This window comes from Pilimelia columellifera subsp. columellifera, from assembly GCF_039532605.1.
Lineage (GTDB): Bacteria > Actinomycetota > Actinomycetes > Mycobacteriales > Micromonosporaceae > Pilimelia > Pilimelia columellifera.
The window spans coordinates 118,196-130,740 of record NZ_BAAARY010000008.1 but is presented as its reverse complement, the minus strand read 5'-3'; the positions used below and the strand labels follow the sequence as shown (position 1 = coordinate 130,740).

The window sequence follows — 12,545 nt, the reverse complement described above, 5'->3', positions numbered from 1 at the left end:
CTGGTGTGGACAGACGTTGTTCGCAACGAGTCACGCGGCGTTGCCGGCTTTGTTGCCGTCACCAAGACTACGGTGGACAGTCGTGAACTACAGAACACCAGGTCGGGCGCGCTGTCCTTCGGTCACGTAGCGTCAACCCGCCCCGCACAAGTTCACCTACCATGTACTAGCCGGCAATACCCCGGTGCTGGTCCACAATTGTGGTGAGCGAACGCTCTATCGCAGCGACACCCGGGACCCGGACGAGATTTTCGCCAACGGCTTCGAGTCGCGTGGAGATAACATGGACGTCCTAGAGCATGCGTCCGGCTGGTCGAAGGACTCCGGTTATGTCGCTACAGCAACAAGTGAGAAGGTGGCGATCGGACGAGGAGGAAATGTTTACGAGGTGCGAGCGGATGGCGTCGATGTGAACAAAGAATTCCCTGGCAATCCGTTCTCCCATGAGCTCGAAATTGCCGTTCCCAGAAGAATTGCTCCCGAGTGTATTGTTTCATGTCGCCCGCCGGACGGCATGCGAGTAATGAACCCCAACTATCGTGGGGGGAGCTAAATGTCATCGGACCACTATGAGCTTGCTGCCTGCGGAAATGGTAGCTCCGGTGTTCCCGTCGAACTGATCATCCTCTCAGACAATCCAGCGGTGCTTCGAGTCAAGATTGGGTCAAACAAAGCTCGGGACTTCACTGGTGTTGATCTGTTCGACTGCCTCCTCTCCGTGCGTGCCGAACTGGAATCAAAAAATTTGTTGCTGTGTTGTCAGGGTGCTAGGAGTAACGTGACCCCGTCAGGAATGACCCGGCAGATGAGCAACGGCCGACTTGCGTATCTACTGCCGCCCGAAGGCCCAATTTCCGACGAGGACCTCGTCGACATTTTCGCGCCCGCGGACTGTGCGGAAGTCGTATCAGTTGCTGATCAAAAAGTCGCAATTAGCAGGGTGTTCCGGGGCTCTTGACGCCATATTTCCAGCAAAGGCGCTGTCGTTGAGTAACCGAATCGGAGCGGCTGCAACACCAGGGCTCCGGCAAAGTCGTGAGTGTCGCCGGGGTTCGGTTGGTTTGGGGTGGACGCGCTGGGTTGGTGGGTAGATAGACGGGCATGACCCTTTGAGAGATCGTCTGGGTGTCGAGTCCTGTCGATCTGTCATGAGGTGTCATGCCCGCGTTGTCATCATCGCCTATCTGTTCGGTCGTGTCTGCTGGGGATGCCGTGGCGGCGGCGGTAGCTGCGCAGCCGGCGGGTTTGATGGCCGCGTTGGCTGGGGTGCCGGATCCGCGTAAGCGTCGTGGGGTGCGGTATCGGCTGGTCGTGGTGCTGGCGGCGGTGGCGTGCGCGGTGCTGGCCGGCTACTGCTCGTATGCGGCGCTGGCTGAATGGGTGGCTGACTTGCCTGATGAGCAGGTGGCGCGGCTGGGGTTGGATCCGCGGCGGCGGCCGTCGGAGTCGATGATCCGGCGGCTGTTGCAGTTGGTTGACGGTGATGAGTTCGCCGGCCGGGTCGGCCGCTGGCTGGAAGGCCAGCTCCCGCCCCCGACTGTCGGTGGGCGGCGGGCGTACGCGGTAGACGGCAAGACGCTACGCGGGTCCCGCGACGGTGACATCCCTGGCCGGCATGTGTTGGCCGCATGCGAGCAGGCCACCGGCGTGGTGGTCGGGCAGGTTGACGTGGACGGCAAGACCAACGAGATTCCCATGTTCGCGCCCCTGCTGGACCAGATCAGCGACCTGGCCGGGGCCGTCGTCACCGCTGATGCGCTGCACTGCCAGCGTCACCACGTCACCTACCTGCACGAACGAGGCGCGCACTGGATCTTCACCGTGAAGGGCAACCAGGCAGGTCTGAAAACCCAACTCGCCGCCCAGCCTTGGAAGCGGGTGCCGGTGGCCTACCGGGAGACCGACACCGGTCACGGCAGGCGTGAGATCCGCACCTACAGAATCCTCACCATCGGTGAGGGCATCGACTTCCCCGGAGCCGCCCAGGCCATCCGGATTCACCGATACCGCCGCGACCTCAACACCGGCAAACGGTCCACCGAGACCATCTACGCGGTCACCGACCTACACGTCCACCAGGCCAAACCCGCCCAGATCGCCGGCTGGGTCCGCGGCCACTGGGCGATCGAAAACCGCGTCCACCACGTCCGGGACGTCACCTACGACGAAGACCGCAGCCGCATCCGCACCAGAAACGGCCCCCAAGTGATGGCGACCCTGCGCAACCTCGCCATCGCCCTACACCGCCAAGCCGGAAAATCAAACATCGCCGCAGCCATCCGCGAAGCCGCCCGCGACCACAACCGACCAATCACCCTAATCGGACTCACCTAACGACTTTGCCGGAGCCCTGGGTAGGTCAGTTCCTGCGTTGCTCGGTGGGGCGGCGTGCGGGCCGTGAGGTATAGCGCGCCGCCGCCCCGGCCGCGTGAGCGGTCGGGGTCTTGATACAAGGAGGGTCATTCAAAACCCACCGCGGTGGCTCTGAAGATTTCTAGGCCGGTCACGGTGCGTAAGACGTCGGGGAAGTCGGTCATTATGCGGTGGTAGCCGGTTTTGAGGATTTTCCAGTTCTTCAGGTGGGCGATCGCGCGTTCGACCGCGGCGCGTAGCCGGTTGATCTTGTAGTTGCAGGTTTTCCGGACGTCGGTGAGGTCACCGCCTGGGGGTTTCTTGTATGGGGTGGTTGGTCCGGCTCCCTGGTAGCCGCAATCGGCGAGCATCCCGGGCCCGTCCTCGGCCATGTGCCCGGCCCAGCGTTCGGCGATCCCGGAGATGTTGAACGCGGCGGCGTCGTGACGGGCGCCGTTGACCGGGTCGCCCACGTCCACGACCCGGCCGTGCAGGTCCGCGATGACCTGCACGTTCTGCCCGCACAGGTGTTTCTTGCCGGAGAACAGGGCTGTGGTAGCCCTCCCGCTCACCGACAGGGGCGATGAACCCGTCGACCAGCACCGCCGCCTCCTGGCAGCGTTCCTGCTGCCGGGCCACGTCACCGGCGGTGACTCACCGCAGGATCGGATGCAGGACCTGGTGGTAGCGGGTGATCGTGGCCTGCGAACAGCCGAACACCTCGGCCACCACATCATCTGACAGGTTGTGGCGCAGTCCGAACAGCACCGCCACCAGCGCATCATGTAGGCAGAGCACGTGCGGGCGGCCTACCGGCGGGTCCTCCCACGGACCCACCACCTCACGCACCCGCCCGAGCAACTCGGCGAGTTGTCCTGAGGTCAAACCCGTCATACGCTCAACCCGCGGCGGCTGGCCCTCGATCGTGTTCCACACAAGACACTGATCTAACGGAACCCAGCCGCCGCGTCCAATTCAGACACCCAGCAGTGGTGGCCCCGCCACCCGAAACGTCACTCACCGTGATGGCCCACGGGGCCAACTTACTTTTGAATGACCCTCCTAGCATGCGCGGCGGGTCTGTCAAGATAACGGTGTAAGCCGGTCGATATCTTCTACTTGCTGGCGGTGCGGAGTCGGCCTTCGAAGGTGATCTCGAAGGCGTTCAGGGCTGCTTTCCAGCGCACTGCCCAGCGGCGTCTGCCGGTGCCGGTGGGGTCCAGGGCCATGACGGCCATGTAGACGCACTTGAGTGCTGCCTGCTCATTCGGGAAGTGGCCGCGGGCGCGGACAGCTTTGCGGATGCGGGCGTTGACGGACTCGATCGCGTTGGTCGAGCAGACGATCTTGCGGATCTCAGGGTCGAAGCCGAGGAACGGCACGAACTCCGCCCATGAGTTCTCCCACAATCTGACGATCGCCGGATACTTGTGTCCCCAGGCCTCGGCGAACTCCAGGAACCGTTCCTGAGCTGCGGCTTCAGTAGCCGCGGTGTAGACCGGTTTCAACCCGCGGGCGATCGCGTCCCAGTGCTGGCGGGCGGCGTAGCGGAACGAGGCGCGTAGCAGGTGGAGCCGTCAAGAAACAAGCTGTCGGTTTTCTGCTGCGTGGGTTCCTGGCGGTGGCTGCTCGGTGGAGGCGAGCAGGTCGATGGCGGTGGCGTGCCGGTGTTGCGCGGGGGTGATGGTGATGCGGCGGTCGTCGAGGATGGGCAGGACGTCGTTGATGGCGTTCCAGAGGGTGCTGCGGCTGACGTCGAAGAGTTCGGCGAGGGTGTCGAGGGTGCAGACTCGGCGTCGGTAGAGGATCGTGGCGAGGATTCGGTCGCTGTCGGTGATCTTCTGTCGGAAGACCCCGGCGCGGGTGCCCAGGCGCCGGTCGCCGCCGCGTTGGCGGTGGCGGCGTTGCTCGATCGCGGCGGCGTAGGGAACGATCAGTTCTTCGAGCAGGGTGTGTAGGGCTTCGCGGTTCATGCCGGTCAGTCGCGGGTCGGTCAGTCGGTAGCGGGCCGGCGGTGTGGGTGGGTGGTTGGCTGGTCCGGCGTTGGTGGTCCAGGCGCGCAGGTCGTCGGCGTGGGTGAAGTAGCGCACGACGGTCGGGGTGATGCTGATCTTCTGTTCGTCGATCAGCTGCCGGGTGGCCTTGATGGCCTGCCCGATCGTGACCGGGTTGATCCCGAGCAGGTCACAGAGGACTTTCTGCGGGCAGATTTGCCGTAGGTAGACGACGGTGATCAGGACTTCGTCGGCGTCGGAGAGCAGTGATCGGCTGCGGCCGGTGGTGGCGACGCGTCTGCCGCCGCGCAGTACGTAGCGGTGCTGTTCGCTGCGGGCGGCCTGGGCCGGTGCCAGCCCGGCTCGCAGCTTGTCGAGTTCGGTGGTGGTCATGCCGGTCAGCCGTGGGTCGGTGAGCATTTGCAGGGCTTGGGTGCGGGCCGTGGCGCGTTGGTCGGCGCGCGGCGGCGCGGTGTCATTGGCGCCGGTCGGGGCGATGCTGTAGTTCCATTGGCCGTGCTCGGCGTGTGGGGTGATTGGCAGCGCCTGCAGCTGGTCGCGGCTGACCGCTATTCCGGTCGGGTAGGCGCCGTGGTCGAGGACGGCCTCGACCCGCAGCCCGGTCTGGGTGGTGGTCGCGGCGATGGTGTTGAGGACGACCTCGTGGCTGGTCAGTGGGCGGCCTCGCCAGTTGGTGGTGATGTGAGAGAACAGCCGGTGTTCGATCTTGTTCCACTTCGAGGTGCCCGGCGGGAAGTGGCAGACCGTGACCGTCAGACCCGCTTGGGCGGCGAACGCGGCCAGTTCGGCCTTCCAGAGCCGGTAGCGGTAGCTGTTTGACCCGCCGGCGTCCGCGGTGATCAGCAGACGTGTGGCGTGCGGGTAGTCCAGTCGGCCTCGGGCGTACCACCAGGCCCGGATCGATGCGACCGCGAACGCGGCCGTGTCGTGGTCGACTCCGACGTTGACCCAGCCGGTGTTCGCGGTCAGGTCGTAGATCCCGTAAGGGATGACCGTGTCCACGCGTGGGCCGGCGAAGAAGCTGTGGTCCTCGACCTGGATCGGCTGCCCGCACGGCCGCCACTCCCGCCCGGACATCGGCAGGAGCCCGACCTGTTCCTTCTTCTTGGCATCCACGCTGATAACCGGCTGCCTGGCGGCCTGATGCTCTTTGACCTGCTGATTCAGATACCGGAACTGGGCGTCGCGGTCGGGGTGCTGATCTCCTTCCAGGGTCTTGGCTGTGCCCTGCAGGCTGAACCCGTTGGCCTTCAATAGCCGCCCGACCGTCATCGCCGAGACCGGCCGGCCCTGGCGGCCCAGCTCGGCGGACAGATGGCGCAGCGATCTTGTCGTCCACCGTAGCGGCGAGCACGGGTCGCCCCGCTCGTCCGGCTCCACCAAAGCGAGCAACGCCGGCACCAGTCCCGGATCACGCTCTTCAGCGCGGCTACGGCCACCGCCCGCCTGGCGGGCGCGCCCAGCCGGCATCGGATCGGCGCCGGACTTCAGCTCGGACACGCCCCGGCGGACGGTGCTCTCGCTGACCCCGGCGAGCTGGGCCACCGCACGGATCCCACCGTGGCCGAGCAGCCGGGCCTCGACCCCGAAGAGCAACCGCCGCTGCCGTTCGTTCAGGTGAGGCAACAGTGCGTCCAACCGCACGGCGAGCTGAGCACCGAAACCATCCAGAACCGCCACGCCAGTCCAACGAGGACTCAACCGGGAAGCGACGAGTTGTTTCTTGACGGCTCCGGTGCACGATGCATGTTTGGGTGATCGCCTCCGGCCAGGTGGCGGCGATGGCGTCTGGTAGGCCTTTGAGGCCGTCGCAGACGACCATGCACACATCCTCCACGCCCCGGTTCTTGAGCTCGGTGAGGACCTGGAGCCAGAACTTGGCGCCCTCCCCGCCGTCGCCGGCCCACAAGCCGAGGATGTCGCGGCACCCGTCGACGGTGACGGCCATCGCGACGTAGATGGGCCGGTTGGCGACCTTCCCGTCACGGATCTTGGCTCTGTCGCTGATCTTGTGATCAGGGGCTGATGCGATGATCGTCTTTGTGTACTTTGTGGAGTACCGACGATTTGTTGCCTCACCTCGCGGGGGTGGCGATCGAACGGGTTGAGCGGTCTGTTGACGGATTGACGATCGATGCGCGGTCTCGGGCGGCGACGGCGAGGTGTCCGGGGTGCGCTGTGGAGTCGGTGGCGGTGCATGGCCGGTATCGGCGGCTGCTGCGAGACGCCGCGGTCTGCGGTGTGGCGGTGAGGATCCGGCTGCTGGTACGGCGGTTCCGCTGCCGTAACAACAGTTGTGTGACGGTGACGTTCGTTGAGCAGGTCGAGGGGTTGACCTCGGCGTTTGCGAGGTTCACACCGCCGGCGGTCGCGATGCTGGTATCGGTCGGGTTGGCGTTGGCTGGCCGTGCGGGCGCCCGGCTGACAGCCGGCCTCGGCGCCGCCGTAGGCAAGGACACCCTCCTGCGCAGGGTCCGAGCTTTGCCGGACCCGCCTGCAGGACCGGTCCCTGTGTTGGGAGTCGATGACTTCGCGTTCCGGCGGGGACACCGCTACGGAACTGTGCTGGTGGACATGCAGAGTCGCAGGCCCGTCGATGTGATCGACGGCCGTGACAGTGACGGGTTCGCTACTTGGCTACGCGCCCACCCCGGGGTGGAGGTCATCTGCCGTGACCGGGCAAGCGGCTACGGCGAAGGCGCCCGCCAGGGCGCCCCGAACGCAGTCCAGGTCGCCGACCGGTTCCACCTGTGGCGCAACCTCGGCGAAGCGGTCGAAAGGACGCTGATCTCGGTGCGCAGCTCCCTAACCCCGCCACCCACGGCGGTAGCCGAGGATCATGCGGTGGAGCCGCAGCAGGTTCAAACCCTGCCAGAGTTGAAGATCGCTGCCCGCTACCGGGTGCAGCACGCTGACGTCCACCGACTGCGGGCCACCGGCATGACACTATCGGCGATCGGCCGCCAGCTCGGTCTGCATCAGGCCACCGTCCGCAAGATCGCCAACGCGGCCACCGTCGATGCGCTGCTGGTCAAGACCCACCAACGCGCCCACGTGGTCGACGAATACGTGGCTCACCTGCACAAACGGTGGAACGAAGGGGAACGCAACGCCACCGCCTTGTTCCGAGAGATCAAGCAGCAGGGCTACCCCGGCGGTGAACTGGCCGTCCAACGCCATCTACGCCGCTACCGACACGGCCGCAGCTTCAAGCCCGTCCCGGGCCCCAAACAACCATCAGTGCGCGAGACCACCAAGTGGATCATGACCCATCCGGACCGGCTCGACCCTAAAGACGCCAGCAAACTACGCGAGATCCGCGACCGCACCCCAGCCCTAGACCGTCTCGTCGGTCACGTCCGCGGCTTCGCCCGCATGCTCACCGGGCTCCAAGGCCATCACCTCAACGAGTGGATCACCGCCGTGGCCAGCGACAACGAGCTCCCCGCCCTCGCCTCGTTCGCACGCCACATGATCCGAGACCTCGACGCCGTCCGCAACGGCCTCACCATGGCCTACAGCTCCGGCCCCGTCGAAGGCAACGTCAACCGCATTAAAACGCTCAAACGCCAAATGTACGGCCGAGCCAAGCTCGACCTCCTGCGCAAACGCATCCTCCTCGCACACTGACCTCATCATCACAAGATCAGCGACAGAGCCCGGATCTTGACGTGGATGGCGTCCAGGAAGATCACCGGGTAGACCGGGTCCAGGGGCCGGTTCTGCCACTCGGTCATCCCGTCCATCACCTTGTCGGTGATCGTGGAGATCGTCTGCCGGGATACTTCCGCTCCGTAGACCTCGGCCAGGTGGGCGGAGATCTCACCGCAGGTCAAACCCTTGGCCGACGACGACAACACCATGTCCTCAACCCCGGACAAGCGCCGCTGGCGTTTCTTGACGATCGTCGGCTCGAAGCTACCGGCCCGGTCCCTGGGCACGGCGATCTCCACCGGCCCGACGTCGGTCAGCACGGTCTTGGTCCGGGCGCCGTTGCGGGAGTTCCCGCTGCCGGCGCCGGCCGGGTCGTGCTTGTCATAGCCGAGGTGGTCGGTGATCTCACCTTCCATCGCCGACTCCAACACGATCTTCGTCAGCTGCTGCAGCAGCCCACCCTCGCCGGATAGCTGCAGGCCCTGCTGCCGGGCTTGGGCCACCATTTGCTTGACCGCCGTGGTGTCCACACCGGCCACGGTGGCGGAGCGATCGCTGGGCTGGGTTGTCGTCTCGTCCTCAGACACCGCGGCAGTATCCGCCACGGCCATCATCGTCGTCATCAGGTGTCAATCCCTCGGTCAGGGGCTAACACCGTTGTTCTTACAGACCCTGCGCGGCACGTGGGACGAGAGAAATTGCCTTACACTTCGTCCGTGGCCGACAACGAACAGGTGTTGCTAGATCAAATTCTGGTTCAGCTACAGAACGAGCGGACCGTCCCGATACGAGAGGACGAGGCCTTCGAACTCTTCGCTGCGGAACAGGCGCTAACCGCGCGACAGGTATCCCAAGAAGAAATTGCTGACGGTGTTATTGGAGGTAGTAACGACGGGGCCATAGATGCTGTTTATGTTTTTGTTGATGGGGCCCTCCTATCCGAGGATAGCGACGTACTGCAAGCCGGGTTCTCCGCAGTCAAATATTCAAGCGGCATCAATCTTGAACTCTGGTTGGTGCAGGCGAAGCGCGAGGTGTCCTTTACCGAGACAACTATCGACAAGGCTGCGAGTGCTCTCGCGCGATTGTTGAGTCTGTCTGAAAACGAGGCGGATCTCCTCCAGCTTTACTCGCAGGGCGTTGTCTCTCGCACGGGCTTCTTCCGGAAGGCCCTCAAGGCGTTGGCCACAAAGCACCCAAAGGTGACGATTCATTTTGTGTACGCGACGCGGGGTCGCGCCGTCGGCCCAAATGCAATAAATGCAAAGGTGGAGATCAAGGCCCGAAACCTAGAAGCCCAACTAGCCGATGTGATTTCGGGTGCAAAGGGTAATGTTGAGTTTCTTGGTGCTGCTGAACTTTGGCGACGGGCAAACGCGGTCCCGTCGTACACAACCGAATTGACTTATCAGGAAAATGCGACTAGTGGCAACAGTCACGTCGCTCTCGTCAAGCTTCGGGACTATCGGACATTCTTGACAGATGAGGGCGGATTGCTGCGGCGTCATATTTTCGACTGGAATGTCCGTGACTACCAGGGCGATGTCGAGGTGAACCGTGAGATCCGAGAATCGTTGGAGAACCCGACCGGCCCTGAGTTCTGGTGGCTAAACAACGGCGTTACTATCGTTTGCTCCAAGGCGACCGCAGTGGGTAAAACGTATTGCCTTGACGATGTTCAGGTAGTTAATGGCCTGCAATCCTCGCACACTATCTTCAATTTCCTTAGGGCAGCGCCAGTTGACCATCCGGCGTTCGACCGCTCTGTGCTGGTCCGTATCCTGGTAACTGGTGATGATTTGGCGACGCGAGATCGTGTTATCCGTGCGACAAACCGGCAGACCTCGGTACCTGCTGCATCGCTGCGTGCCACCGATGATATCCAACGGGATATCGAGGCATATTTTCTTGCCCATGACTGGTACTATGACCGACGGAAGAATTTCTACCGCAATAACGGGCGGAGCGCGGAGCGAATCGTCAGCATTCCTCTATTGGCGCAGGCTGTTATGGCGATGGGGTTGAGTCGTCCAGACAACTCTCGAGCGCGGCCGTCAAGCCTACTCAAGCGCGACGAGGAATATGGGCGAATATTTTCTAAGGAAATTCCCGTAGAGATCTATTTGTGGCTGGCCCGGGCGCAGAAAGAAGTCGACTCTTTCCTTGCGTCGGAATCTGCTGAAATGGATGTCGCGGATAGAACAAACTATCGTTTTCATCTGGCTATGGTGGCAACAGCAAAGTTAATGGGCTGCCCAGTTCGCTCCCCGAAGCAGCTTGGTCGCTTGGCGACGGCTGGCACGTCACTTTCCGGAGTGGATCTGCTTGCTGCCCTCGCGTTCGTCCGGCACGCATACTCCGAGCACAAAGGCCGTACCGGGAACCCGAACGACAAGATCGCCAAGGGGCCAGAGTTTGTCCAGCACCTAATCGGTCAACTGGATGACCCAGCCGATCGAGACGGCTGAGCTGGTTCGGCCAGCCGCGTTAGCGCCGCCGCGGCGGCGGTCGGGTCGGCGCCACGTCCGACAGCGACCCCCAGCAGGTAGGTGGTGACCGGGGCGGCAGGGCGTAGCACGCCGTGCGCCACGTCACGGGCCAGGTCGAGCACCAGGCCAGTGTCGACGTCGGCCGGGGTCAGTCCCAGCGCCGCGCACGCCTCGGTGGTCCACTCGTCGAGCGTCGTCATCGTTGCCACTCCCGGGCCTGTCGCAGGTCGTCGTAGGTGTCACAGTCGAACCACGGCGGTGGGCCGGGGTCCGACCAGGTCGTTTCGGCGCAGCGGGCCGACGCGTACAGCTCCCGCATCGACGCCCCGGCTGGTCCGGCGGGCAGCGCCGTCAGGGCTGCGGCCAGGGCGTCGGCCCGCCACAGCGCGCACAGCCACTGCCGTCGTCCGGCGGCGTCCACGTAGACCGCGGCGTCGTAGCGCTCGGTCAGCGCGGATTGGAGGAGGGTCACCGCGGCCGTTGTCAGCAGCGGCAGGTCACCGGCCAGGACGGCGACCTGGCAGGCGCCCGGCGCCCCGGAGACGCGCTCGTTCACCAACGCCAGGCCGGCGGCCAGGCCGGCGACCGGGCCGCCGCCGGCCGGTGACTCACAGGTCAGGGTCACCCCGGGCGGAACCGGCAGCTCCGGTGGCCCGACGATCACCTGCGGACTGGCTGCCGTGACGGCTGCCAGGACCCGCGCCAGCATCGGCTCGCCGCCGATATCCAGCGCCGGCTTCGTCGCCCCGCCCATCCGGCGCGCGGCTCCACCGGCGAGGACCACCGCCGCGAAACCGTCGATCATCGGCCGTCGCCGGGCAGCGGCAGCACCGGGACGGTGTCGCCGATGTCGGTCCCGGCGCCGGGGCGCAGCACGGCGTACCCGTCCGCTTCGGCCAGGCCTCTGAGCATGGCCGGACCGGTGTGCGGGAGCGGCCTCACCAACCCGTCCTCGTCGTACCGGACCGGCAGCAGCGCCGTCCCGCCAAGCCGCCCGGGCACCGGCGCGCCCAGCGCCGCCCGCCGGGCCGCCGGCAGTGGTCGTCCACGCAGGCCAGCCAGCAGCGGCGCGACCAGGGTGACCAGCGCCGCCACCGCCGCCTGCGGGTTCCCGGGCAGGCCGGCGACGAATCGGACCATCCCGGCCGGTCCCAGCAGCCGGGCCAGCAGCATCGGGTGGCCGGGGCGTACAGCGACGCAGTCCACGACCAGCTCAGCGCCCAGCTCCAGCAGGGCTGGGCGTAGCTGGTCGGCGGGGCCGCGCATGGTGCCGCCGGTAGCGCACACCAGATCGGCTCGCGTGAGCGCCCCCTCGAGCGCCGCGACGTGCCCGTCGAACGTGTCCGGCAGCGGCTGCGGTGGCTGGTCGGGCCGGGCGCCCAGCCACCGCAGCCACGCTGGCACGCTCGGGCCCAGCGCGTCCCGGATGCGCCCTCCCGCAGGTGGGCCGGCGGCGAGCAGCTCATCGCCGAAGACGAGCACCGCCGCGGACGGCGCCGGGCGTACCGGCAGGTCGTCGTGGCCGCTGGCCGCGGCCAGGCCCAACACCGCCGGCGTGACTTCGACGCCGGCGGGCAGCAGCAGTTCGCCGACGCGTGTCTCCTCGCCGATCTCCCGCCATTCCGGACGCGTCCGCGGCGCCCCGTGCACGCGGTCGTCGACGAGAACGCCGTCCTCGGCGCGCAGGATCGCCGTCGCGCCCGTCGGCACAGGAGCGCCGGTGGCCACCTGGACCGCTGTGCCGTCCACGGTCAACGCCGCCGGGGACGCGCCGGCCAGAACCTGGCCGACCACCCGCCACGGGCCGGGTCCTCGCACCGCCCAGCCGTCCATGCAGCAGGTGCGGAACGCCGGCAGGTTCCCCTGTGCCGCCAGCGGCGCCGCCAGGGTCAGCCCGGCGCACCGCGCCAGTGGCAGCCGCGTCACCGGCATGGCCGCGGCCTGGCCGGCGGCGTGCGCGAGCTGCCGGGCCTGGTCCCAGCTGGACGGCCCGGCGACCGGCCGTGGGTCGGCGGCGGTGGCGAGAGAGGACAGG

The 12,545-nt window shown here is 65.8% G+C and carries 10 protein-coding genes and 3 pseudogenes; 4 read left to right on the top strand and 9 right to left on the bottom strand.

Annotation, left to right across the window (positions count from 1 at the left end; genetic code table 11):
• Positions 1 to 184: 184 nt before the first annotated feature.
• Positions 185 to 553, top strand: coding sequence for a scabin-related ADP-ribosyltransferase (locus ABD287_RS10935; protein ID WP_344171875.1), 369 nt, complete (start codon positions 185 to 187; stop codon positions 551 to 553).
• 641 nt (positions 554 to 1,194) lie between these two features.
• A complete protein-coding gene (locus ABD287_RS10930; protein WP_344171873.1) occupies positions 1,195 to 2,334 on the top strand; it encodes an ISAs1 family transposase in 1,140 nt (379 codons plus the stop codon).
• A 125-nt stretch (positions 2,335 to 2,459) separates the two neighbouring features.
• Here the strand turns inward: ABD287_RS10930 and ABD287_RS10925 are convergent, their stop codons facing one another.
• From ABD287_RS10925 to ABD287_RS10905, 5 genes and pseudogenes are all read right to left on the bottom strand, one after another.
• Positions 2,460 to 2,924 carry a transposase family protein gene (locus ABD287_RS10925; RefSeq protein ID WP_344171871.1) on the bottom strand — a complete coding sequence of 155 codons (465 nt, stop codon included), beginning with the start codon at positions 2,922 to 2,924 and terminating at the stop codon, positions 2,460 to 2,462.
• Between the two features lie 82 nt (positions 2,925 to 3,006).
• A complete protein-coding gene (locus ABD287_RS10920) occupies positions 3,007 to 3,246 on the bottom strand; it encodes a transposase family protein (RefSeq protein WP_344171869.1) in 240 nt (79 codons plus the stop codon).
• 221 nt (positions 3,247 to 3,467) lie between these two features.
• Positions 3,468 to 3,926 (bottom strand): annotated as a pseudogene (locus tag ABD287_RS10915) (transposase); the annotation flags it as partial.
• A 3-nt stretch (positions 3,927 to 3,929) separates the two neighbouring features.
• Entirely contained in the window at positions 3,930 to 6,038 is a 2,109-nt protein-coding gene (locus ABD287_RS10910; RefSeq protein WP_425565597.1) for an ISAzo13 family transposase, read from the bottom strand.
• A 55-nt stretch (positions 6,039 to 6,093) separates the two neighbouring features.
• Positions 6,094 to 6,366 (bottom strand): annotated as a pseudogene (locus ABD287_RS10905) (transposase); the annotation flags it as partial.
• A gap of 89 nt (positions 6,367 to 6,455) precedes the next feature.
• On the opposite strand from ABD287_RS10905, the gene ABD287_RS10900 reads away from it, so the two are divergent.
• The gene (locus tag ABD287_RS10900) at positions 6,456 to 7,997 is read left to right on the top strand and encodes an ISL3 family transposase (protein WP_344171931.1); all 1,542 of its coding nucleotides are present in this window, start codon (positions 6,456 to 6,458) and stop codon (positions 7,995 to 7,997) included.
• A gap of 29 nt (positions 7,998 to 8,026) precedes the next feature.
• On the opposite strand, the pseudogene ABD287_RS10895 reads toward ABD287_RS10900, so the two are convergent.
• Positions 8,027 to 8,527 (bottom strand): annotated as a pseudogene (locus ABD287_RS10895) (transposase); the annotation flags it as partial.
• Positions 8,528 to 8,737: 210 nt separating this feature from the next.
• On the opposite strand from ABD287_RS10895, the gene ABD287_RS10890 reads away from it, so the two are divergent.
• Positions 8,738 to 10,489 (top strand): AIPR family protein, encoded by a 1,752-nt coding sequence (locus tag ABD287_RS10890; RefSeq protein WP_344171865.1) that lies wholly within the window; start codon positions 8,738 to 8,740, stop codon positions 10,487 to 10,489.
• Here the strand turns inward: ABD287_RS10890 and ABD287_RS10885 are convergent.
• From ABD287_RS10885 to ABD287_RS10875, 3 genes are read right to left on the bottom strand one after another with little or no spacing between them, the layout of a single operon-like run.
• Positions 10,456 to 10,710: a DUF6457 domain-containing protein gene (locus ABD287_RS10885; RefSeq protein WP_344171863.1), complete on the bottom strand. Its 255-nt coding sequence runs from the start codon at positions 10,708 to 10,710 to the stop codon at positions 10,456 to 10,458. The two genes, ABD287_RS10890 and ABD287_RS10885, sit on opposite strands and share 34 nt — an antisense overlap.
• Positions 10,707 to 11,315, bottom strand: a complete 609-nt coding sequence (gene mobA / locus ABD287_RS10880; RefSeq protein WP_344171861.1) for a molybdenum cofactor guanylyltransferase — start codon at positions 11,313 to 11,315, stop codon at positions 10,707 to 10,709. The genes ABD287_RS10885 and mobA overlap by 4 nt, the downstream gene beginning before the upstream one ends.
• Positions 11,312 to 12,544 carry a molybdopterin molybdotransferase MoeA gene (locus ABD287_RS10875; RefSeq protein ID WP_344171929.1) on the bottom strand — a complete coding sequence of 411 codons (1,233 nt, stop codon included), beginning with the start codon at positions 12,542 to 12,544 and terminating at the stop codon, positions 11,312 to 11,314. The genes mobA and ABD287_RS10875 overlap by 4 nt, the downstream gene beginning before the upstream one ends.
• Between the last annotated feature and the right edge of the window lies 1 nt (position 12,545).

What these genes read in the sequence shown, in the direction of transcription:
- ABD287_RS10920 (WP_344171869.1), bottom strand. Translation starts at nt 3,246, where the DNA reads ATGACGGGTTTGACCTCAGGACAACTCGCCGAGTTGCTCGGGCGGGTG.
- ABD287_RS10885 (WP_344171863.1), bottom strand. Translation starts at nt 10,710, where the DNA reads ATGACGACGCTCGACGAGTGGACCACCGAGGCGTGCGCGGCGCTGGGA.
- mobA (WP_344171861.1), bottom strand. Translation starts at nt 11,315, where the DNA reads ATGATCGACGGTTTCGCGGCGGTGGTCCTCGCCGGTGGAGCCGCGCGC.